We start from the raw sequence: 22,688 nt of genomic DNA, 5'->3' as shown, positions 1-22,688 counted from the left end.
TAGAATTTACAAATAGAAATGTCATTAATAGATTTATCAAAACAAGTTGCTCTAGGAATTGATATCGGTGGAACAAATACCAAGTTCGGAGTCGTAAACCACCGCGGTGAAGTTCTGGAAAAAGGAAATCTGAGAACCGATGAGTATGAAAAAGTAGAAGACTTTATCGATGCTTTATATGAACAGGTGAAACCCCTGATCGAAAAGTACGGTACTGAAACAAACTTTGACGGAATCGGGGTAGGTGCTCCCAATGCCAACTATTATAAAGGAACCATTGAACAGGCCCCTAATTTACCCTGGAAAGGATTAGTCCCTTTCAGTGAACTGATGAATGCCAAATTCAATCTTCCATGTACCATCACCAATGATGCCAACGCAGCAGCTCTTGGAGAAATGCTTTTCGGAGCGGCAAGAGGGATGAAAGATTTTATCATGATCACCCTGGGAACAGGCGTAGGCAGCGGAATCATTTCCAATGGAAGCTTGATTTACGGCCACGACGGTTTCGCAGGAGAATTGGGTCACACCATTGTAAAACCAGGCGGAAGAAAGCACTGGAGTACAGGATCTGAAGGAAGTCTGGAAGCGTATGCTTCAGCCACGGGAATTGCGATTACCGCCAAGAAGATGAGGGCTGAATTTCCCGAATCGATGCTGAGCCAGTATCCAGAAGAGTCCATCAACTCGAAAACAGTCCATGAATGCGCATTGAAAGGCGATCTTATCGCGATCGAAGTGTTCAGGTATACAGGACAGAAACTGGGCGAGGCTTTGGCTAATTTCGTGATGTTTTCTTCACCAGAGGCGATTCTTTTATTCGGTGGCGTGATCAAGGCGGGAGATTTTATTTTGAAGCCGGCAAAACTTCATATGGAAAGAAACCTTCTTCCAATCTTTAGAAATAAAGTAAAATTGGTTTTCAGTGAACTGGACGAAGCAGATGCTGCCATTCTGGGCGCAAGTGCTTTGGTTTGGGAAAAATAACTGAACACAACAATAAAATAATATATTAAAGCATCCCAAAAGGATGCTTTTTTGCTTTGAATCGGTCGATCCGGTTTGAGCTCCCACAGATCTACAGATCGTGATACAGGGTTACCTATAATTTTCCTTGCTTTATTACAAATTCCTTTAATCCAGAAATTCATTACCGCAATGATCCGTTTAATCTGTGCAATCTGCGCTAATAAATCAGATCACTTTCCCATCTTCAGCGGTTAAAAAAACTGGCATCAATTCTGTTTTAAATCATCGGAATTCTCATCCAAAATGAAAAACTTTTTCTTACTTTTGATTGGTTTTTCATTCATTTTCCGCTCGGGCTCAACTGGTGAAACCAACAAATAAATAATTTAAGAACAATGGATAATAATAATTTAGAACAGATCACTTTCGGAGGCGGATGCTTCTGGTGTGTAGAAAGCTGTTTCAATATGCTTAAAGGCGTTCATTCTGCCATCTCAGGATATTCGGGAGGCCACAAAGACCATCCTACTTATGAAGAAGTCTGTACAGGAGAAACCGGACATGCAGAAGTAGTACAGATTACATTTGATCCAAAGATCATTTCTTATGCACAGCTGATGGATGTATTCTTCTTCCTTCACGATCCTACCCAACTGAACAGACAGGGGAATGACATCGGAACACAGTACCGTTCCGTTATTTACTATAAAGACGATGCTGAAAAGGCTAAAGCGGAAGAAGCCCTGAAAACCTCTGAAGCCTCAGGAAAATGGTCTGGAACATACGTTACCGAAGTTACCCAGTTTGAGAAGTTCTGGCCAGCAGAACAGTACCATCAGGGGTATTATAACGTGAATCCCAACCAACCTTACTGTAGTGCCGTTGTAGGTCCTAAGATCCAGAAATTTAAAAAACACTTTGGAGAATTAGGAATGCTGAATGAGGCATAAAAAATATAAAAGCGAATATCTATTGGATGTTCGCTTTTTTTGTGTCTTTAAATTATTCTTCAACCTGTACCGAATCTTTTGGCTTTCCTGCATATTTATAAATAATAGTAGAAGTTGATTTTCTCAATTCCCTTCCATTTTCAGGATCTACTCCATCATCTGTAAAAAATTCAACATTTCCATAAAACTTTGAATACCAAGTTTTTCCAATGGCATTAGCCTCTGTCAGAGTATCTTTTCTTTTGATCTTTCTAAAATGCAGAAACACATGCTCGTTCATCGCCTTTACTTCCAGTCCAGGTCTGATAAAGCTGCTATCCGTACCAATATATCGTTCCCCATCCCAATACATATATTTTTTGTCTGTAGCCGCTTGTAAACCCGACATAAAGCTTGATGGAAACGAAGAGCCATTCGATATCTTCTTATTATTAGAGAAAACCACATTGCCTGTGACAAGACATAGAAGCAATGCTATCTCCATGATCCCTAAGCCATTCTGTTTCATAAAATCAGGCATTGCAAGAATCGGCTTATTGATAATAGTAATCACAATTTTAGAGATTGCTTGTTGAATACTATATTCAACTGTTCTCCATTCAGAACAGTAATGTTGAAAGGTATCAAACCCTAAATATCGACTTAGATTATCTAAAACCGATTTTTTTATATTATAGTCCTCATCTTGTTCAACTATTGTCTTGTAATAATTTTCAAAAGATTTATAACTCAATGGTTCAAAATCATCTCTTAAAATTTGTTCAAGATGCAGGAGAATTCCATTAAATGATGTTTCTGTAGCTTCATTTGAAGCTTTTTCGTAGACATCTTCTAATAATTTCTTTTTTTCAGATAAAAATTTTGACATACTCATGGTTATTACTGTGAAAAATTAAGACGTTTCAAGTCAAAAAAAATACGGTTTTCCGTACATCCCACCGATGAAAACTTTCCAAAAACTTTCCAAAAACTTTCTAACCCTCGCTCTCTCTTTCGTCGTTAATTTGCCATAGAAATCATTGAGAAACAAAACATTACAAAAACAAAAGTACGAAACTGATTTCAAAAAACACCAGATAAAACGGAGGAAAACTCCGGGTTGGGAAGCAGATGTTTCTCCTCCGTTTTTGAAGGTTCACTTCCCAAAAATTTAGAAGCGCTTCAAATTTTTTATTCGTGTAGCTCTACCCGTGATCGGTTTCACTGGCAACTACAGAAATGCTCAAATTTTAAATTTTAAGAAGATGATCGAGATTATATTAATGCTATTAGGTTTAGCATTCTCAAATAATACCGCCAACACGGCAACATGTAATAACAATCAAGGAGAAGCAACGGCACAGCTTATCAATCTGGGAGAGGATTCAGACCCAGGGACCGGAGGCCCAATCGGAGGAAATACGGGACAACTCCCACCACCTCCATCCAATAACCCTTAATATTCAGTAAAAGAGCGGATTGTATAAATCTGCTCTTTTTCTTATTTTGCGGGAAAAACTTATCATGAAAATATTCTTCTCGCTATTCTTACTAATCACCTTATTTTCCTGTAGAAGGGAAAGCAGTATAGAAAGTAGTCATAAAAATTTTAATTATGAGAAAGCAAAGCAATTCCGTACTGCAAATAAATCTGATTCAGCATTCTATTATTATAATTTGGCGAAAAGTGATTACACTTCTACTAATGATTCATTAGGTGCTGCAAAATCTTTAGTCAATATGGCAATGCTACAAAATGGTTCTGGCGATTTCTATGGAAGTATTGAATCTTCGCTGGAAGCAAATAGCTTGCTAAAAAATGAAAAAGACAGCACTACGAGAAGTACTTTAGCTATAAATTATAATAATATGGCTATGGCATCTAACTCTCTCAGAGAATATGAAAAAGCTTATGAGCTATTTAAAAAAGCGTTAAAGTACGTTGATAATAAGGAGGATGAATATTTATGTTATAATAATATTTCAGATGTATTAATAAGCCAAAAAAATATAAAACTGGCCAAAAAATATCTTCAGAAAGCAATATTGGTAAAGGACAGTATTAATTATTCCAGAGCTTTAAATAATTTTGCCAAGGCAAAATATCTAGATGATAAAAGCTACGATCCGCTGCCAGAACTATATAAAGCTCTAGAGATTAGAGAAATACAACAAGACAATTGGGGGAAAAATGCTAGTTATGCAACGTTATCTGACTACTTTGCAGAAAAAGATAAAATGAAAGCACTTTTTTTTGCAGAAAAGATGTTACAAACTGCGTCAAATATCAAAAGCCCGGATGATAAAAAAGAAGCTTTGTTGAGAATTATTTATTTAGATCCTACAAATTACTTAAATAACTTTCAAAAATTCAATAATGTTAATGATAGCATTCAAACATCAAGAAACAAAGCAAAAAATCAATTTGCTCTAATCAGGTTTGATGTTGAGAAAATGAAAACTGATATAGCAGAAGGGCGAAACCAATTGCTACTTAAGAATGTTCTTGTTGCCGCTCTCATAATAGCAATCATTATAATTATTATAGGGTACTGGAGAAGACAAAAAAGACTAAGAAAAGAAAACGAATTAAAAATAAAAAGTGATCAGCTAAGGATCTCCAAAAAAGTCCACGACGTCGTAGCCAACGGCATCTACCAGGTGATGACCAAAATAGAAAATCAGGAACATTTTGATAAAGAGGAAGCTCTGGACGAACTGGAATTTGTGTACGAAAAATCCAGAGACATTTCCTATGAAAAGCATGATCCTGAACATGATAACAAGGATAAGAAAGATAGAATATCCTCCCTTATTGCCTCTTTTAAAAATGACACAACCGACACGTACATCGTAGGAAACGAAAGCGAAATCTGGAACGGAGTTTCGCCATCCTCCTTTGAAGATGTTTTTCAGATCATCCGTGAGTTGATGGTTAATATGAAAAAGCATAGCCAGGCGTCGCGTGTTATTTTTAAATTTGAAAGAACTGATAACCTTGTCAAAATACAATATACAGATGATGGAATCGGAATTCCCGGTGATATGATCTACAAAAATAGACTGACCAATACGGGAACCCGTATTGCCGCTATCCGTGGAGAAATTATTTTTGACAATAAATCCGAAAAAGGACTGAAGATTACGATTTCATTTCCTGTTTCTTAAAAAAAGACCTAAAGAATGTTCAAAAAAATTTTAATAGCCGAAGACCACGAAAGCAGCAGTATTTCTGTACAAAAAACATTGGAAGATCTCAATATCTCCCATACTGATTATGTGTATTATTGTGATGATGCAGTCGCTAAAGTAAAAAAGTCCATTCGCGAGAATGACCTTTATGATTTACTGATTACCGATCTTTCTTTTGAGGAGGATCACCGCGAACAAACCATCAAAGAAGGAAAGGACCTGATCCTTGAAGTACGGGAGCTCATCCCCTCTGTCAAAGTGATTGTTTTTTCCGGAGAACATAAATCAGGAGTGATAGACTCTCTTTTTAACGAGTATAAGATCAACGGTTTCGTTCGCAAAGCCAGACATGATTCCAAAGATCTGAAAAAAGCCATCGCTTCCGTATACGTCAATGAAAACTATCTTTCCCTTGACCTTAAACAAGAGGTGAAAAAGCTTAACAGCTATGAGTTTACGTCGTATGACATTACACTCGTCTCCCTTCTTTCTCAGGGAGTGTTACAAAAAAACATTCCGACCTATCTTCAGAATAATAATATCAAGCCCAACAGCCTGAGCAGTGTAGAAAAAAGGCTGAACAGTTTAAAAGAAAACCTCAATGTAGCAAGCAATGAACAGTTGGTAGCCTTCTGCAAAGACCTGGGAATTATTTAATCTTGTTTTTAAATATAGTTTACAACCTTTCAAGTTCTTGGAAGGTTTTTTCTTTTTACGGATTCCCGTAAGGATTCATTTTCTAATCGTTCTACTTTTGACCCAATTAATCATTTAAAAATTTTATTATGAATGTAAAACACACTCCAACAAACATTACTCACAAAGGACAAAAAGGAGGAACAACAGGTTGCGGTACTAACACGAATGTCCATTCTGATCATTGGGTAAATACAAATGAAAAAATAACATGTGACAAAAACGGATGTAAAAATTAAGAACCATGGAAAAATTTGTCATCACAAAAAGAGTCAACAACGAGTATCAATTTAATTTAAAAGCCGGCAATGGCGAAATTATTTTAACCAGCGAAGGCTACGTTCAGAAAGCATCTTGTTTAAAGGGCATTGAATCGGTAAAGATCAATGCTCAGGAGGACGCGAGATACGACAGAAGAGTTGCTAAAAACGAGAAAGATTATTTTGTATTAAAAGCAAGAAACGGGGAAATCATTGGTAAAAGTCAATATTACAGCTCCAATTCTTCCATGGAAGCCGGGATTTTGTCTGTGAAAAAAAATGCCCCAACTGCCGAAATCGTTGACGAAACTCTTTAAAAACAAGACTATGGATCTCAAAATTAAACTTGAACAGTTACACCAGAAAGTAGTCGGCCTGAAAGATCAGATCAGTACGGAGGAAGCTACAAAAAATGCTTTTGTAATGCCTTTTATACAGATTTTAGGATACGATATCTTTAATCCGACGGAAGTGATTCCGGAACACATCTGCGATATTGGAACAAAAAAGGGAGAGAAAGTAGATTACGTCATTAAACACAATGATGAGCCTATTTTCATTATAGAATGTAAGCACTGGAAAGAAAATGCCGATGCACACAATTCTCAGCTCCACCGGTATTATCATGTTTCAAAAACACGATTTGGTGTATTGACCAACGGGATCGTCTATAACTTCTATACCGATCTGGAAAAGCCTAATATTATGGATGAAAAGCCTTTTTTCACCATCAACATTGAAGATTTAAAAGACAGCTCCATCAAAATTCTGGAAAGTTTTACCAAAAAGGATTACAATCTTGAAAGCATTTTAGACTCTGCCGAAGCCTTAAAGTACATCAAAGCCATCAGGAAAGAATTTGAAAAAGAAATTGAAACCCCTTCCGATGAACTCGTCAAATTATTGGTTGGCAGATTCTTTGAAAAACCGATGACCGCTAACAGAATGATCTCTTTTAAGGAGTATACCAGGAAGGCTTTAACGACTTCCATCAATGAATCCATCAGTTTCAGACTGAAATCTGCATTAAGCATCAATGAACAGATGGAAAAACAGGAGGAAACTATAAAAACACAGCCTATTGATGAAAATAATGATTCAAAGATTGTCACTACGGAAGAAGAGCTGGAAGCATTCCAGATTGTAAAAGCAATTTTAAGAGAAAAAGTTCCTTCCCAAAGGATTGCCCACAGGGATACTCTATCCTATTTCGGAGTTTTGTTGGATGATAACAACAGAAAACCTCTCTGCCGTTTTCATTTTAATACGAACAATAAATATTTGGAAACGTTCCACAACGGTAAAGAAGCCGGAGAAAAAGTACTCCTGAATAATCTGGATGAAATATACAATTTCAAAGAAGAACTTCATAAAACCTTAGAAAACTATAACTAACCCAAACTAATATCCATGAAAACTCTTTTTGTTTTCTCCTATTGACGAATATCCATTGAAAACCAATACATAATTTAAAAACACTATGAAAACATTTATTTCTATACTCATCTTATGCATCGGAACATTTACGGCTGTTTCTTTCAGTCTTTCCGGCTCCGAAAGCGCCCATCATGGCAGAAGATGTATCGGTTCTACACCTTGCAATGCCTGTACTAATTGCACAGGCTGCGCACATTGCTCTTCCGGTGGGAGTTGCGGTGCATGCATTAGTAATTCTGGAAAGAAATCATCCTCTAAGAAAAAGAAATCTAAAGCCTCTCCGGATTCCCATTACACCAAAAAAAGCAAGTCTGATCATTCTCCAAAAATCAGGATTGATGAAATCAACATCAATACCAACAACCGGTATTTTGCAGGAGTTGCCGTTACCAGAATCTATGAAAAGCCCTTTCTAAATGCTAAAGTAATAGAAAGCGTTCCCAAAAACACAGAGTTCAAACATTTATCCAAACAAGATTCGTGGTATAAAGTACAGGTGAAAAAAAGCGGAAAGGTGGGGTACGTGTATTACAAAGATGTAAAATAACTTAAAAACAAAACATCATGAATTTAAAGAAATTTTTAAACGAAGAACAAGATCCAAAAGCCGTTGAAAAGCTTTTAGAGAGAATCAACGATCTTATAACTTCTCAGGAGTTTGTAGAATATATTGCAGTGCAAAAAAAACCTGCCATTAATTTTTCTCCGGACTGTATAGCCCTTACTAACAGAAGAATTATCTTCTGCAGGCCCAAAACCTTTGGATTATCCATGGAATTTCAGGACTACAATTGGGTAGATGTTGCGGATTGCCATATTAAAGAAGGAATTTTAGGGGCTACTTTTACAATGAAAACCGTGGGCAATTACACCAATATGATGGATTATCTCCCAAAAGCCCAGGCCAGAAAACTTTATCAGTTTGCCCAGGAAGTTGAAGAAAAAATGAGAGGGGTGAGAAGGGAAAAAGACCTTGAGGTCAGAAGAGCATCAGCAGGTGGGGTCACCGTAAATAATGCCACTCCGATAATAGCACAACCTTTTCAAACTCCACAGCCTGTTAAACACCTTATAGAGGCAGAAGATCCTTTTGCTGTTTTACAAAAACTCAAAGGATTAATGGATAATGGAATCATTTCTATGGAAGAATTTGAGAGTAAAAAGAACGATATCTTATCAAGAGTCTAACCTTATGAAATCGAAATTTACTACCTCCATGTTTGCTTTCTTCCTTGGTGGATTAGGCATTCACAGATTTTACTTAGGGCAGAATACATTAGGATTATTCTATTTACTATTCTGTTGGACATTTATTCCCGCGTTCATTGCGCTGATTGATTTTTTTATTTTCATTTTTATGTCTGAGGATCATTTTAATTACAAATACAATCTCAAGACCGGATTTTAAAACTTTTATCCCATGAAACCATTTCTTACCCTCTGTGCGATCTGTTGTTTCTTAGCTGTTTTCAGACTTCCTATAGAATATTATACTATTTTGAGAATTTTGATCTCCATGGGCGCTTTACTTGTCTTGTATAATGCAGTCCGTTTCAAACAATATTATTTCAGTCTGATTTTCCTCTTCATCCTTATCCTTTTCAATCCTGTTTTTCCGATTTATCTCTATCGAAAAAGCATATGGATTCCTTTGGATATCATCACTGGGATTATCTTTCTGCTGATCGCTTTTGTTGAAAAACCGGAAGAAAAAAAAGAAGAGGAAGTTATAGAAGCTCCGGAGGAAACCACCGCATACCCCGTCCAACCCAGACTGCATTCCAGAGATATCATTATTAATCCTAAAAAACCAAGAGAAAACTAATTTACCATGGAACCTATTCAAATTACTGAAAATCTTAAAGCACACTTTTTAAGATTATATCAGATGGCCATTTGCGACGATGACTTCAGTGCCCTGGAACTGAAAATGCTTTATAAATGTGCAGAAGAAAGAGGTATATCTCCTAAAAATCTGGATGAAATCCTTTTAAATCCCATCAATTTTAAATCGCTTGTTCCCCAGACGATCGAAGAAAAAGTAGACTACCTCTATGACCTCACAATAATGATCTGGGCAGACGGAGTGGTCTCTCCCAACGAATATTCTGCCATGGAGAAATACGTTCTGATGTTTGGATTTCTGGAAGAAAACGTAAAAGCGATTGTCGATTATCTGATAACCTCTGTAAAAACCGGAAAAAACAAAACAGATATTTTATACGAATTAAAAAACTAACTGATCATGACGACCCACATTAAAAATTTATTCAAATTAAAATCAATTCCCATTGAAACTCCAAAAGAAGAATCTCCCCAACCGGAAATTGATCCCAATGCAGAATCCCCTGAGGAAAGCAGAAAACGAACCTACCATGAATCTGGTTACAGAGACAGTTCCAGAAATAACGGAAATCATACCACCCTCTTCATTTGCCTCGATGCGGTGTACTCCAAATTCCAGAATGAGGAAAAAGAAATGGTGGAAAAGCAGCAAAAGCTGAAAGAATCTTACGTCAACGAACAAAAAAACAGAGAGACAGAGATCAAGGCATTGACCGTTTCACTGGAAACCAAAGAAGAGCAGCTAAATAATAAAAACAAAGAAATTGAAGATCATCAAAACAAAATTGAAAGCTTAAAGGCAGAGATCAACGATTTACCCAGAAACCCGGAAAAGTACAACGTAAAAGCGACCAAAGGGGCTTCCACAAAATTCTGGATCGGTGCTATTCTGCTTGTTCCCATCAGTTTGTACCTGCTTACTTTTTACATCTCAACCTCTTATTCGGCATTTTTTAAAAGTTTTGATGCAAAAAGCACGGTGATTCAAAGTGTGCTAGATGCTCAGGCGTTCAGCAAAGCATGGAATGAAGGGGTAATAGAAGGTGCCTTTGTCACCCTGATTCCATCTGTCTTTTTAGGACTGGGCTTTCTGATTCATATGTTTGGAGAAAACAAAACCAGGCTCAATTATATCAAACTCGCCCTTTTGTTCATTGTCACCTTCATCTTTGATGCCATTTTAGCATACGAAATCGAGTCAAAATTATATGAACTCAACAAAACCTTCGACTCTCCCCCATTCGATCTTAAAATCGCTTTTACCAAAAACCAGTTTTGGGGAATTATTTTCGCGGGATTCATTGTGTATATTATCTGGGGCTTGGTTTTCGATTTTGTGATGAAAGAACACCGGGAAAAAGACAAAATTAAAAATGAACAGGAAATCAGACAGAAAAATGTGCTTTTCCTTTCAGAAAAAATCAATGTTCTTAAAAAAGAAATTGAACAAATCCTCGCCAATATCGGAACAACCAAAGAGCTCATTATAAAAACACGCGGAAGAATTGAAGAACTTCAAAATATCATTGACGGAGTCATCATTCCTACCAAAGATTACAAACTCTATGCTTCAGAATATGTTCAGGGTTGGGTCACGTACATTGGTGAGAAAATAGCTGTTTCAAAAACGGAAAAACAAACCATGATTGACAGTTGTATCGATACTTACAGCGCCAATCTGGAAGACGTAGGAGCCAACTCTGACAATCAAAATTTAGTGTATTTATCAGCCTTATAAACCCACTTCTTATGAAAAAAATAGCCTATTTATTACTCATGATATCTTTGGTTTCCTGTTGTAAAAAAACTGTAGAACCACCAGTAGTTCCACCTAAAGTTGATCCCAATAACATCAACGTTAGCATTCTGATCGATTTATCCGACCGGATTGATCCCAACACCAATCCTAACCCGACAATGGAGTATTTTCAGAGGGATATAGAATACATTAAAGCAATCGAAAAAGGATTTCTGAACCATATTAAAACAAAAAGGATCATCACGTATAATGATCAGATGCAGGTTTTCTTCAATCCTGAACCCTCCGATCCCAAAGTCAATGACTTTACGAAAGAGCTTAAAGTTTCTTTTGACCAAAATACCAGCAAAGCCTATTTCAATACCGTTGAAAAAAAATATGCTGAATTACCCGCCAACATCTATCAGTCTGCAATCAAAGACGGAAAATATGTAGGTTCTGATATTTGGGAATTTTTTAAAAATAAAGTCACCGATTACTGTGTAAAAGAAGATCACAGAAATATCCTGTTCATCTTGACAGACGGATATATGTACCACGAAAATTCCAAGTTTTCAGAAAAAACAAAAACCTCTTATTTAACCTCAAAGCTCATTAAATCAAATAATCTGACCACATCTGATTTTAAAACAACCTTAGAGAAAAATAATCTGGGGTTTGTGAAAGCCAATGATAATCTTAGCAACCTTGAAGTCATCGTGCTTGGCATTAACCCTGAAAAAGGAAATCCATTTGAAGAAGCAGTTATCAAAGAATACTGGGAAAATTGGTTTAAAGAAATGAAAATCAAAAAGTACCAGATAAAATCAGCCGATCTGCCTTCCAATTTAGAGCCCATTATTTTAAAAGCGATTACCAATAAAAACTAAAAACACTCATCATATATAGAAAAAGCGAAGATTTCTCTTCGCTTTTTTATTTTCTGATCATTTCCGTGTGGGGAATATCATCTTCCAGATATTTTTTCCCGGTATCTGTAAATCCGAATTCGGAGTAAAATCTTAATAAATAATCCTGTGCTGAAATCTTAATTTCAGAAGTGTGAAAACGGTTTTCTATCGTCTCCACCGCATATCTTATCAATTGCCTGCCAATATTCTTTCCTCTCGCCTGCTCTGTGGTCAGTACTCGTCCGAAAGAAGTTTCCTCATATTTGATTCCTTTATCAAACACACGGCAATAAGCAAGAATTTGTCCGTCTTCTTCAGCCCAGATATGAATTCCCTTCTGGTCATAATTATCCAGATCAGGATAAGGACAGTTCTGTTCGATCACAAAAACATCAATACGGGCTTTCAAAATGGCATATAGCTCAGGAACCGTAAACTCATCAAAGGTTTTAATTTTCCAGATCATTACTCCTCAAAACTTACACTGTTATTTTTCAAAAATTCATTGGTGGTCTGGATGAAATTCAGGATCTCATCACCCCCGGTTTTCTTTTCCGCAGAAGTCACATATAATTCAGGCAGGTCTGCCCAAGTTTTATGCAATTCATTTTTATAATTTTCCACATTTTGAAGGGTAACATTAGGCTTCAGCTTATCTGCCTTAGTGAAAACAATCGAAAATGGAATTCCACTTTCTCCGCACCACTGGATAAATTCCAGATCTATCTTTTGTGGCGTATGTCTTGAATCCACCAAAACAAAAAGATTCACCAGATTTCTTCTGTTCAGAATATAATTGGTGATCAGTTTTTCAAAATCCTTTCTGATCGATTTCGAGACCTTTGCATATCCATAACCCGGTAAATCCGTCAGATACCAGTTTTCATTCACTAAAAAATGATTGATCAGCTGAGTTTTCCCTGGAGTTCCGGAAGTTTTTGCCAGGTCTTTGTGATTCATCATTGCATTGATCAATGAAGATTTCCCAACATTAGACCTTCCGATAAAAGCATACTCAGGCATCGTAGGTTCAGGACATTCCTGCCATTTTCCGCTACTTTTTACAAATTCTGCCGTTTTTATAACCATTTTTGACTATTTTTTAGAAAAACAAACCATTAAGAAAAGCTCTTAATGGTTTATTATTATTTGTTTTAAACTTTATCTTTTAACCAGCTGTACAGAATTTCATTGAATTCGTCCGGCTTTTCCATCATCGCAGCATGTCCGCATTTCTCGATCCAGAAAAGATCCGAATTTGGAATAAACTTGTTCATATCTTCAGCTACTTCAGGAGGAGTTACATTATCCTGTCTTCCCCAGATAAGACACGTTGGTGTTGTAATCTTAGGAAGGTCATGCAGCATATTGTGTTTGATAGCACTTCTTGCCAGCATTACCGTTTTGATCCCCTTCATCCTGTCATTCACTACCGAAAAAACCTCGTCTACAAGAGCTTCCGTAGCAACAGCAGGATCATAGAAAACTTCTTCTGTCTTCTTTCTTATATAGGAACGGTCATTTTTTCTCGGAAAACTGTCCCCGAAAGTTCTTTCATACAATCCCGAGCTTCCAGTTAAAACAAGATTCTTAACCAGGTCCGGTCTTGCTAAAGTCATAATCAATCCTACATGCCCGCCCATCGAGTTTCCTACAATAGTAACAGGTTCAGAGATATGACTCTCTATAAACTTGATAATATATTTGGCAAGAGTAGTAAGATTAGTATTGAGTACCGGCAGATCGTAGATAGGCAACTGAGGAACATATACCTTGAACCCCCTCTCCGAAAAAAAATCTACCATCTTATCGAAATTACTCAAACCACCCATTAAACCGTGCAACAGCACCAATGGATGTCCTTCTCCCGCCTCTATAAAAGTATATTTCTTTTCTTTTTTTGTACTAAATATCATAAAATGCCTTAATAAAGCTCTGCAAAAATACAAATTAAACCTCAAAAATTTTTTGATTACCCTAATTTAAAGTAAAAATAATATAATATCATCCTTTTTCTTTACTTTTTTCAAAACCTCTTTACTATGGCCTAAATAACACTTTTCGCAACATACATTATACCAAACACTTACCCCTTTGAAATTCAATCTCTAATAAAACTTATTAACATTAAGTCAAAAAGTGGGAAAAAGTGGGAAATTTTGGAAATTATTATATAAATTTGTCCCAAATGAAAAGTTTCATTGGAACATATGAGTGTAAAATTGACGACAAAGGCCGGTTAAAAGTTCCCTCCTCCCTGATCAATCAGATGGAAAACTTCGACGATAAGGCATTTGTAGTCAAGAGATCTGTGTTCCAACCTTGCCTCGAGGTCTATCCCATGAATGCATGGGACAAACTGATGGGCAAAATAAATAAACTCAACAGATTCATTAAAAAGAATGCTGATTTCATTCGAATGTTTACGGCAGGGGTAAAAACAGTAGAACTGGACAATGCAGGAAGACTTCAGATCTCAAAAGATCTGGTTCATTTTGCAAACCTTCAGAAAGATACAGTTATTACAAGCGCAGGAGAGCTTTTTGAAATTTGGGATAAAGAAGCCTATGAAAAGGTGATTTCTACCAATGAAGCTGATTTTGCCAGCCTTGCCGAAGATGTGATGGGCTCTTTAGATGAAGAATAAACCGCGCTTGCTGTAAAAGGCAATGTAAAAAACACAATTAAGTATGTACCACAACCCCGTTTTATTGAAGCAGAGCGTTGATGATTTGGTGACGAATCCTGACGGAATATACGTGGACTGCACTTTTGGAGGAGGAGGCCACTCAAGAGAAATTCTGAGCAGACTTTCAGAGAAAGGAAAACTTTTCAGTTTTGACCAGGATCTGGATGCCCTTAAAAATACAATTGATGACCCAAGATTTACCCTGGTAAATCAGAATTTCAGATTTCTGGAAAACTCCATGCTGATGTATGGCTTTCCCCAGGTAGACGGCGTATTGGCTGATCTTGGCGTTTCATCCCATCAGTTTGATGAAGCAGAAAGAGGCTTTTCTACAAGAAACAATGCTCCTCTCGATATGAGAATGAACGTTATGCAGAGTCTTGATGCCAAAAAAGTAATCAATGAATATGAAGAAACTGAGCTTGCCGATATATTTTATTACTACGGTGAGTTGAGAGAAGCTAGAAAACTGGCAAGAGACATCGTTCATCATAGAAAAACAAAAATCATCAATACCACCGAGGATCTGAAGAAGCTTTTCAGCTACCTTCCGCCTCACAAGGTGAATAAATTTTATGCCCAGCTTTTTCAGGCCATAAGAATAGAGGTTAACCAGGAACTGGAAGCATTGAAAGAAATGCTTGTTCAGGCATACAATATTTTAAGACCCGAAGGAAGACTTGTTGTTATTTCTTACCATTCACTAGAAGATCGTTTGGTCAAAAGATTTCTGAAAAACGGAATGTTTGAAGGAGAGCAGCAAAGAGACATCTACGGAAACTATAAAAAAGTATTTGAATTGCTTAAAAGCAAAGCCATCATCCCGGATGATAAGGAGATCGAAGAAAACTCAAGAGCAAGAAGTGCTAAGATGAGAACAGGAATTAAGGTGTAAAAGTGAATGGCCGATTGTGAATTTGAAATTGATAAAAAATTGATAATTGACGAACAAAACGAATTCACGGTAAACAAATTGACATAAAAAACTTTGGCAAAAAGAACAACAAATCGCCCTCAGAAAAAGCTCACTTTTATAGATATTATAAAAGGAAACTTTCTCAACCGTGATGAGATTAAAACTCATTACAAGTACTTTTTGCTGTTGTTTATCCTCATGATGGCGATGATTTATAGCAATCACCTCGTCAACAAGAAAATTAAAATTGTCAATGCTTTAAAAGAAGAAACAGAAGAATATAAATCGAGAAACGCTTACGCCCAGAGTAAGCTGATCAAAGTAAAAATGGAATCGCAACTGGGGAAGGAAGTTGCAAAGGACTCACTGATGACTTTGGAAAACCATCCTCATAAACTGCTAATAAAACTAGACAGTACTGATGCAAAAACAAAATGAATACGATAGCAAACGTAAAAAAACGTTAAGGTGGGGCTACCTCTTCGCAGTAGGAGTCCTGTGCGTATTTGTGCTGTTTCTGACCAGGATCGTAATCCTGCAAAACACTAATGTTCAGGAAATTAAAGACGATTACATTAATAAAAACTACCGCGAAGCCACTTTAAAGGCTGCCCGTGGAAACCTGTTCGCTTCAGACGGATCTATTCTTGCAACCACCGTAATGCGCTACGACATCTATCTGGATTTTAAAACCATGAAAGATACCATCTACAGCAACAACATCGGTGCGCTGACAGATTCCCTAAGCAAAATGTTCGGAAAATCCAGAGGAGAATTCAGACAAAAATTTGACGAACAAAAGAAAAAGAAAAACCAGTACTACACCTTGGTTAAAGGTCTTGATTTCGACGAATACGACAGGATCAGAAACTTCCCCATCTTTAAGAGAGGAAAAAACAAAGGCGGTTTTATTGTAGACCGGAATTATAAGAGAGAACTCGCTACTTCAGAAATTGGTGCCGGAACAATCGGTATGGATAACGGTGAAGTAAAAGCAGGTCTGGAAGGTGCTTTCTCAAAATATCTTACCGGAACAGACGGAAGAAGATTAGAACAAAGAATCAACTCCTCACAATGGAAACCGATTGATTACTGGAAAGTAAAAGAACCGGTAGATGGCGAAGACGTCTACACCACCTTAGACCTTAGAATTCAGGATATTGCACACTCTGCTTTAGAGAAGCAACTCATCACTTACGAAGCAAAACACGGAACTGTGATTGTTATGGAAGTGGAAACAGGAAAGGTGCGCGCATTGGTTAATTTAAGAAAAAATGAAAATGGCGATTATGAAGATTCTTACAACTATGCCATAAAAGACAATATCGAGCCTGGGTCTACCTTTAAAACCATTTCACTCCTGGCAGCAATGGACGACGGTTTTATTGACGAAAATACAACCGTGGATGTTGGAAACGGAGTCTGGACTTATGCAAAACAAAGAATTTCAGACGGTCACGGCGGAGGAACTTACGATATAAGTGATGTTTTGGCGAAATCAAGCAATGTGGGAACGGCAAAACTCATCACAAAATACTATGCAGAAAAACCACAGATTTTTCTTGATCACCTGAAAAGATGGAAATTATTTGATAAAATGGATATCGAACTTCCCGGAATTACAAAACCGAAGATCGTAACCCCACAAAACAAGAGATGGAATGCGGCAACATTAGCTTCTATTTCTTACGGATATTCATCAAACATCAACCTCTTACAGTTAACAACCTTCTATAACGGGGTTGCTAACGGTGGTAAAATGCTTAAACCCCTCTTCATTGATAAGATCATGAAAGACGGAAAAGTAATGTACAGCGCAAAACCGGAAGTCATCGTGAATAAAATGGCCTCTGAAAAAGCCATCAAAATGATGACCAGCGCACTGACCAAAGCCGTGGAAAAAGGAACAGGACGAAGCATCTTTACTCCTAACCTGAAAATGGCAGGAAAGACAGGAACAGCAAGATTTGAATACTGGCTTCCCGGTCCTATGAAGTACAGAGCTTCTTTCGCAGGATTCTATCCGGCTGATAATCCAAAATATACCTGTTATGTAATGATCAGTGAGCCCAATACAGCCAAAAGCTTTTATGGAGGAACCGTTTCAGCACCGGTGTTTAAAGAGATTGCAGGAAAAACATTCCTGAAAACACCTCAGAATATTGAAAAAGAAATGCTTGTAGACAGAAAAGTAAACCTCAATAAATTGATTGAACCTAATGTAAAAATAGCTGTCAATAATAAGCAAATGCCAAGCGTAGTGGGAATGATCGGTAAAAACATCATCCCCCAACTGGAAAACTTAGGATATAGAGTCGATTTTAAAGGAGTTGGCCGGATCAAAGAACAATTCCCGCTGGAAGGCACCATCATCAGCAAAAACCAGAGAATTTATTTGTCTCTGCAAAATTAAAATAGAAAACCAAGTCCCGAAGGGACGATTTAATAACGGATAGGATGAAGTCCTATTGATAAGAAATGATAATAACAGAATTATTAAAAAAAATCCCAGTTTTAGAAATTCACGGCGACGACGCCCGCGAGGTTTCAGAATTGGTTTTCGACAGCAGAAAGATCACGGAAAACTCACTCTATGTAGCAGTGAGAGGAACCGTTGCAGACGGACATTCATACATTGCATCATCTGTTGAAAAAGGTGCAAAAGCAGTGGTGTGCGAAGAATTTCCAGAAACTATGGACGAAAACGTAACCTATGTGAAGGTGAAAGATTCATCTAAAGCTTTAGGACATCTCGCTTCCAACTTTTACGGCAATCCATCTAAGAAACTTAAATTAATAGGAGTTACGGGAACCAATGGAAAAACGTCGGTATCTACCCTTCTTTTTGATGTATTTCAAAATTTAGGATATGATTCAGCATTGCTTTCTACAGTGGAAATCAGAATTGCAGATGAAATTATTCCTGCGACTCATACCACTCCGGATGTGATTACCATCAATAAAATTTTAGCTCAGGCGGTTGAAAAAGGTTGTGAATTCGCTTTCATGGAGGTAAGCTCCCATGGAATTGCCCAGAACAGAATTGAAGGGCTGCATTTTAAAATCGCAGGATTTACCAACCTTACCCACGACCATCTGGATTATCATAAAACATTCGACGAATATCTGAAAACGAAAAAAAGGTTTTTTGACGATCTTGAAGACACCGCCATAGCCATCACCAATGTGGATGACAAAAACGGAATGGTCATGCTTCAGAATACCAAGGCAAAGAAAAAATCTTATGCCCTGAAAACAATGGCAGATTATCACGGAAAATCTTTAGAAATTGATTTCAACGGAATGCTGTTGAATTTCAACGGAAAAGAATTCTGGACCACATTAACCGGAAGGTTCAATGTCTATAATCTACTGCTGGTTTTCGGAATTGCATCAGAACTAGGTTTTGAGCAGAATGAAATTTTACAGGCGATCAGTAAATTAAAAAGAGTTTCAGGAAGATTTGAAACCTTCAAATCAGATGGCGGAATATTCTTTATCGTAGATTATGCGCATACTCCGGATGCTTTAGAAAATATTCTGGACAGCATTAATGATATCAGAACCAAAAACGAAAGACTGATCACCGTCTTCGGATGCGGAGGAGATAGAGATCACTCCAAAAGACATGAAATGGGAAATATTGCCACCAGAAAATCTACGTTGGCGATCATCACCTCAGACAATCCGAGAACGGAAGACCCTGCACAGATCATCAAAGAAATTGAAGCCGGTGTTGAATCTCAGAATTTCAGCAAATACACTTCAATTCCGGATAGAAAAGAAGCCATCAAAATGGCGATCAAGTTTGCAGAGCCGAGAGATATTGTTTTAGTAGCCGGAAAAGGCCACGAAACCTATCAGGATATCAATGGGGTCAAACATCATTTTGACGACAAAGAAACGATCAACGAGCTTTGGAAGTTGATGAGTAAATAAAAGGTAAGATTAAAAGATTCAATTTATTTAAAGATTTAAAAATTTGATGATGACTAAAAATTTTGAAAATTTTCCTGTTTACGTCAAGAGTTTAGATCTAATTGAAAAGATTTTTCAATTTCTCAAAAGTGAAAAAGAGAATTTGAATTTAATAACCCAATAAAAAGAGCTGGATTGTCAATATCCAATAATATTGCAGAAGGCTCAGAATATAATAATAACAGACAATTTATTAAATATTTAAAAATTGCAAAAGGCAGTTGTGCCGAAGTTAGAAGTATGATGATTGCAAGTAAAAGATTAGAACTGGGAGATGAAAATAAAGCTGAGGAAATCATTAATCTTTCACGAGAAGTTTCTTCTAATATTTCAAACTTTATTAAGTATTTAAGTGAAAATATGGAGAAACCCCATCTTAAATCTTTAAATAAATTAAATTTTTAAATTAAAAAAAAGGACATGCTATACTATCTATACGAATATCTAACCAGTCAGGGAATCCATATACCGGGATTGGGAATGCTGAAATACATTTCTTTCCGGGCAGGAATAGCCGTGCTATTTTCTCTTGTCATTGCCCTGGTCTACGGAAAAAGGATTATCAATTACCTGAGAGCAAAACAAATGGGTGAGCTGGTTCGTGATCTTGGATTAGACGGACAAAAGCAGAAAGAAGGAACCCCTACCATGGGTGGGCTGATCATTATCATAGCGACGATCATTCCGGTGTTGCTCTTTACCAGAATTACCAATGTCTATATTGTTCTGCTGCTTGTTTCCATGATATGGATGGGCGCTATAGGTTTCGTAGATGATTATTTAAAGAAAATCAAGAAAAATAAAGACGGGCTGAGCGGAAAATTTAAAATTGTAGGCCAGGTCGGATTAGGGCTAATTGTCGGAGTGACAATGTATTTCCACCCGGACATCACGGTTAAAAGAAAATATGCGGATGCAAAAGTAGTCAACCGAAATAATGTAGAGCAAAACTTTATGCCTACAGAAAAAATCACTGTTTCTACCGTTCCGTTTGCCAAAAACAACGAGTTTGACTACAGTGGAATTCTGTTTTGGATGAATGATAAAGATGCCCATGAGTGGGCATGGATTGTCTTTATCCCAATCGTTATTTTCATCGTGACTGCCGTTTCAAACGGAGCCAATATTACAGATGGAATCGATGGGCTCGCAGCAGGGACCAGTGCTATTATACTGCTTACCCTTGCCTTGTTTGCTTACCTTTCCGGGAACATTATTTTTGCGGATTACCTCAATATCATGTTCCTGCCGAATATGGGAGAAACCACCATTTTTGCAGTAGCCATGGTAGGTGCTGTGATCGGTTTCTTCTGGTACAATACCTACCCTGCCCAGGTTTTTATGGGGGATACAGGAAGTTTAATGCTTGGAGGAGTGATTGCCGTTTTAGCGATCATTTTAAGAAAAGAACTTCTGATTCCCGTACTATGCGGAATCTTCCTGATTGAAAACGTGTCGGTAATGCTGCAGGTCGTTGTTTTTAAATACAGAAAAAGAAAATATGGGCTGGAATATGCTCAGAATAATAGATTTTTTAGAATGTCACCATTACACCACCACTATCAGAAAGGAGGTTTCCATGAAAGTAAGATCGTCAACAGAATGATCATCATCGGGGTAGTGCTGGCTATTGTATGCCTGATCACATTAAAAATGAGATAAAAACTTTGTGTAAAGTATGAAGTATTAAAACAAAACCAAATTACACTAATACATTTTACATTATACATTTTACAAAAGAATAAATATGAAAATAGTTGTTTTAGGAGGTGGAGAGAGCGGATGCGGAGCTGCTTATTTAGCGAAAAAACAAGGTCTGGAGGTTTTTCTTTCAGACAAAGGAGCTATTAAGGATAACTATAAGCAGTTTTTAGCCGAAAATGAAATTGAATTTGAAGAAGGAAACCACAACGAAGAAAGAATTTTAGATGCCGACTGGATCGTGAAAAGCCCGGGAATTCCCAAAAAGGCCGAAATCATCCATAAAATTCATGAAAAAGGAATCAGAATTTCCTCTGAAATTGAATTTGCCTCAGAATTTACAGATGCCAAGATCATCGCAATTACGGGAAGCAACGGAAAAACCACCACCACTTCCCTGATCTACTACATCCTGAAAAATGACGGACTGAATGTAGGATTGGGAGGAAATATAGGATACAGCTTTGCCAAACAGGTGGCTGACGAGAATCACGAATACTATGTTTTGGAGGTAAGTTCTTTCCAATTGGATGATATTCAGAACTTCAGACCTTACATTTCCCTGTTGTTGAATCTTTCTCAGGATCATCTGGATCAGTACAACTACAATTATGAAGAATATGCTTTAGCTAAATTCAGAATTGCTGAAAATCAGGAAAATGATAACTTCTTCATCTACAACAAAGATGATGAAATGAGTAAAAATATTCTTGAAAAGCTGGAGATTAAAGCCAAAATGATCCCCTTTTCTACAAAAGAAAAATTGTCTGAAGGTGGTTTTATTGACGGCGACCAGATCGTAATAAAAATGCAGGATGAGTTTTCCATGAAGATCGATAAGCTTTCTCTTCTTGGAAATCACAACGTTGCCAATAGCTTAGCAGCTTCTATTGCCGGTAAAATATTGGAAATCAACAATGAAAGCATCAGAAACTCTCTGATGACTTTCCAGGCGGTAGAGCACAGACTTGAATTCGTGACAGAAACCAATGGTGTAAAATACATCAACGATAGCAAGGCAACGAATGTAAACGCTACCTATTATGCCTTAGAAAGCATGAAAATGCCAACGGTTTGGATCGTTGGAGGATTAGATAAAGGAAACGACTACTCAGAAATCGAGGAACTCGTAAAAAGAAAAGTAAAAGCCATTGTGTGCTTGGGAATAGACAATACGAAGATCATAGACTTCTTTAAAGACAAAAAAGAATTCATCTATGATACTTCAAGTATGGAAGAAGCAGTGAAAATATCAAAATCACTGGCCAAAAACGGAGATACCGTTTTACTTTCCCCATGCTGTGCAAGTTTTGACCTGTTCAAAAGCTATGAAGACAGAGGAAAACAATTTAAAGAGCAAGTATTAAAGCAAATGTAACAAGTAAAATGTCGGATGTAAAAAGTACATTGTACAACATACATTTTAC

Annotated in this window: 26 protein-coding genes; 22 read left to right on the top strand and 4 right to left on the bottom strand. The window is 37.1% G+C overall.

Translation table 11 applies throughout. The features are described 5' to 3' along the window. Positions 1–18: 18 nt before the first annotated feature. Both BW964_RS17325 and msrA read left to right on the top strand, forming a co-directional pair. Entirely contained in the window at positions 19–987 is a 969-nt protein-coding gene (locus BW964_RS17325; RefSeq protein ID WP_076509076.1) for an ROK family protein, read from the top strand. Positions 988–1,364: 377 nt separating this feature from the next. After that, entirely contained in the window at positions 1,365–1,919 is a 555-nt protein-coding gene (gene msrA, locus BW964_RS17320) for a peptide-methionine (S)-S-oxide reductase MsrA (RefSeq protein WP_076509075.1), read from the top strand. Between the two features lie 52 nt (positions 1,920–1,971). Here the strand turns inward: msrA and BW964_RS17315 are convergent, their stop codons facing one another. After that, on the bottom strand, positions 1,972–2,787 hold the full coding sequence (locus tag BW964_RS17315; protein ID WP_123912035.1) for a hypothetical protein: 816 nt from the start codon (positions 2,785–2,787) through the stop codon (positions 1,972–1,974). A 376-nt stretch (positions 2,788–3,163) separates the two neighbouring features. Here BW964_RS17315 and BW964_RS17310 point away from each other — a divergent pair, with 376 nt between their 5' ends. The 12 genes from BW964_RS17310 to BW964_RS17255 all read left to right on the top strand — a co-directional run bounded on the left by BW964_RS17310 (position 3,164) and on the right by BW964_RS17255 (position 11,956). Continuing rightward, positions 3,164–3,358: a hypothetical protein gene (locus BW964_RS17310; RefSeq protein WP_123912034.1), complete on the top strand. Its 195-nt coding sequence runs from the start codon at positions 3,164–3,166 to the stop codon at positions 3,356–3,358. 64 nt (positions 3,359–3,422) lie between these two features. Next, positions 3,423–5,066, top strand: coding sequence for a tetratricopeptide repeat-containing sensor histidine kinase (locus BW964_RS17305; protein ID WP_084176000.1), 1,644 nt, complete (start codon positions 3,423–3,425; stop codon positions 5,064–5,066). Between the two features lie 15 nt (positions 5,067–5,081). Continuing rightward, positions 5,082–5,747 carry a response regulator gene (locus tag BW964_RS17300; RefSeq protein ID WP_076509070.1) on the top strand — a complete coding sequence of 222 codons (666 nt, stop codon included), beginning with the start codon at positions 5,082–5,084 and terminating at the stop codon, positions 5,745–5,747. A gap of 283 nt (positions 5,748–6,030) precedes the next feature. Beyond that, on the top strand, positions 6,031–6,363 hold the full coding sequence (locus BW964_RS17295; RefSeq protein ID WP_076509068.1) for a YegP family protein: 333 nt from the start codon (positions 6,031–6,033) through the stop codon (positions 6,361–6,363). 10 nt (positions 6,364–6,373) lie between these two features. Next, positions 6,374–7,441, top strand: coding sequence for a type I restriction endonuclease (locus BW964_RS17290; protein ID WP_076509464.1), 1,068 nt, complete (start codon positions 6,374–6,376; stop codon positions 7,439–7,441). An 85-nt stretch (positions 7,442–7,526) separates the two neighbouring features. Further along, a complete protein-coding gene (locus BW964_RS17285; RefSeq protein ID WP_076509067.1) occupies positions 7,527–8,030 on the top strand; it encodes an SH3 domain-containing protein in 504 nt (167 codons plus the stop codon). 17 nt (positions 8,031–8,047) lie between these two features. Next, complete coding sequence (locus tag BW964_RS17280; RefSeq protein WP_076509065.1) at positions 8,048–8,671, top strand: PH domain-containing protein; 624 nt, start codon at positions 8,048–8,050, stop codon at positions 8,669–8,671. Beyond that, positions 8,610–8,891 (top strand): TM2 domain-containing protein, encoded by a 282-nt coding sequence (locus tag BW964_RS17275; protein WP_317044353.1) that lies wholly within the window; start codon positions 8,610–8,612, stop codon positions 8,889–8,891. Before BW964_RS17280 ends, BW964_RS17275 begins: the two co-directional genes overlap by 62 nt. A gap of 12 nt (positions 8,892–8,903) precedes the next feature. Further along, on the top strand, positions 8,904–9,308 hold the full coding sequence (locus BW964_RS17270) for a DUF6804 family protein (protein WP_076509062.1): 405 nt from the start codon (positions 8,904–8,906) through the stop codon (positions 9,306–9,308). Positions 9,309–9,314: 6 nt separating this feature from the next. Further along, positions 9,315–9,722: a hypothetical protein gene (locus BW964_RS17265; protein WP_076509060.1), complete on the top strand. Its 408-nt coding sequence runs from the start codon at positions 9,315–9,317 to the stop codon at positions 9,720–9,722. 6 nt (positions 9,723–9,728) lie between these two features. Beyond that, positions 9,729–11,066, top strand: coding sequence for a coiled-coil domain-containing protein (locus tag BW964_RS17260; RefSeq protein WP_076509059.1), 1,338 nt, complete (start codon positions 9,729–9,731; stop codon positions 11,064–11,066). Between the two features lie 11 nt (positions 11,067–11,077). Next, positions 11,078–11,956, top strand: coding sequence for a hypothetical protein (locus BW964_RS17255; RefSeq protein WP_076509057.1), 879 nt, complete (start codon positions 11,078–11,080; stop codon positions 11,954–11,956). Between the two features lie 46 nt (positions 11,957–12,002). Here the strand turns inward: BW964_RS17255 and BW964_RS17250 are convergent, their stop codons facing one another. The 3 genes from BW964_RS17250 to BW964_RS17240 all read right to left on the bottom strand — a co-directional run bounded on the left by BW964_RS17250 (position 12,003) and on the right by BW964_RS17240 (position 13,893). Next, positions 12,003–12,443 (bottom strand): GNAT family N-acetyltransferase, encoded by a 441-nt coding sequence (locus tag BW964_RS17250; protein ID WP_076509055.1) that lies wholly within the window; start codon positions 12,441–12,443, stop codon positions 12,003–12,005. Beyond that, a complete protein-coding gene (gene yihA / locus BW964_RS17245; protein WP_073328680.1) occupies positions 12,443–13,066 on the bottom strand; it encodes a ribosome biogenesis GTP-binding protein YihA/YsxC in 624 nt (207 codons plus the stop codon). Before yihA ends, BW964_RS17250 begins: the two co-directional genes overlap by 1 nt. A 65-nt stretch (positions 13,067–13,131) precedes the next feature. Beyond that, positions 13,132–13,893: an alpha/beta fold hydrolase gene (locus BW964_RS17240; RefSeq protein ID WP_076509054.1), complete on the bottom strand. Its 762-nt coding sequence runs from the start codon at positions 13,891–13,893 to the stop codon at positions 13,132–13,134. Positions 13,894–14,165: 272 nt separating this feature from the next. Between BW964_RS17240 and mraZ the strand changes: the two genes are divergently transcribed. The 8 genes from mraZ to murD all read left to right on the top strand — a co-directional run bounded on the left by mraZ (position 14,166) and on the right by murD (position 22,639). Further along, a complete protein-coding gene (gene mraZ, locus BW964_RS17235; protein WP_073328675.1) occupies positions 14,166–14,624 on the top strand; it encodes a division/cell wall cluster transcriptional repressor MraZ in 459 nt (152 codons plus the stop codon). Positions 14,625–14,667: 43 nt separating this feature from the next. Further along, positions 14,668–15,561: a 16S rRNA (cytosine(1402)-N(4))-methyltransferase RsmH gene (gene rsmH / locus BW964_RS17230; RefSeq protein WP_076509052.1), complete on the top strand. Its 894-nt coding sequence runs from the start codon at positions 14,668–14,670 to the stop codon at positions 15,559–15,561. Positions 15,562–15,654: 93 nt separating this feature from the next. Next, the gene (locus tag BW964_RS17225) at positions 15,655–16,020 is read left to right on the top strand and encodes an FtsL-like putative cell division protein (RefSeq protein ID WP_034701184.1); all 366 of its coding nucleotides are present in this window, start codon (positions 15,655–15,657) and stop codon (positions 16,018–16,020) included. Further along, entirely contained in the window at positions 16,004–17,995 is a 1,992-nt protein-coding gene (locus tag BW964_RS17220; protein WP_076509051.1) for a penicillin-binding transpeptidase domain-containing protein, read from the top strand. Before BW964_RS17225 ends, BW964_RS17220 begins: the two co-directional genes overlap by 17 nt. A gap of 65 nt (positions 17,996–18,060) precedes the next feature. Beyond that, the gene (locus tag BW964_RS17215) at positions 18,061–19,521 is read left to right on the top strand and encodes a UDP-N-acetylmuramoyl-L-alanyl-D-glutamate--2,6-diaminopimelate ligase (protein ID WP_076509049.1); all 1,461 of its coding nucleotides are present in this window, start codon (positions 18,061–18,063) and stop codon (positions 19,519–19,521) included. A 174-nt stretch (positions 19,522–19,695) separates the two neighbouring features. After that, positions 19,696–19,965 (top strand): four helix bundle protein, encoded by a 270-nt coding sequence (locus BW964_RS17210; protein ID WP_262484549.1) that lies wholly within the window; start codon positions 19,696–19,698, stop codon positions 19,963–19,965. Positions 19,966–19,980: 15 nt separating this feature from the next. Next, complete coding sequence (gene mraY / locus BW964_RS17205; RefSeq protein WP_073328665.1) at positions 19,981–21,222, top strand: phospho-N-acetylmuramoyl-pentapeptide-transferase; 1,242 nt, start codon at positions 19,981–19,983, stop codon at positions 21,220–21,222. A gap of 85 nt (positions 21,223–21,307) precedes the next feature. Then, positions 21,308–22,639 (top strand): UDP-N-acetylmuramoyl-L-alanine--D-glutamate ligase, encoded by a 1,332-nt coding sequence (gene murD / locus BW964_RS17200; protein ID WP_076509048.1) that lies wholly within the window; start codon positions 21,308–21,310, stop codon positions 22,637–22,639. Positions 22,640–22,688: the final 49 nt, after the last annotated feature.

Origin of the sequence: Chryseobacterium shigense (assembly GCF_900156575.1) — a bacterium.
Lineage (GTDB): Bacteria > Bacteroidota > Bacteroidia > Flavobacteriales > Weeksellaceae > Chryseobacterium > Chryseobacterium shigense.
Note: the sequence above shows the minus strand (reverse complement) of the source record. Positions and strands in the feature narration are given on the sequence as shown.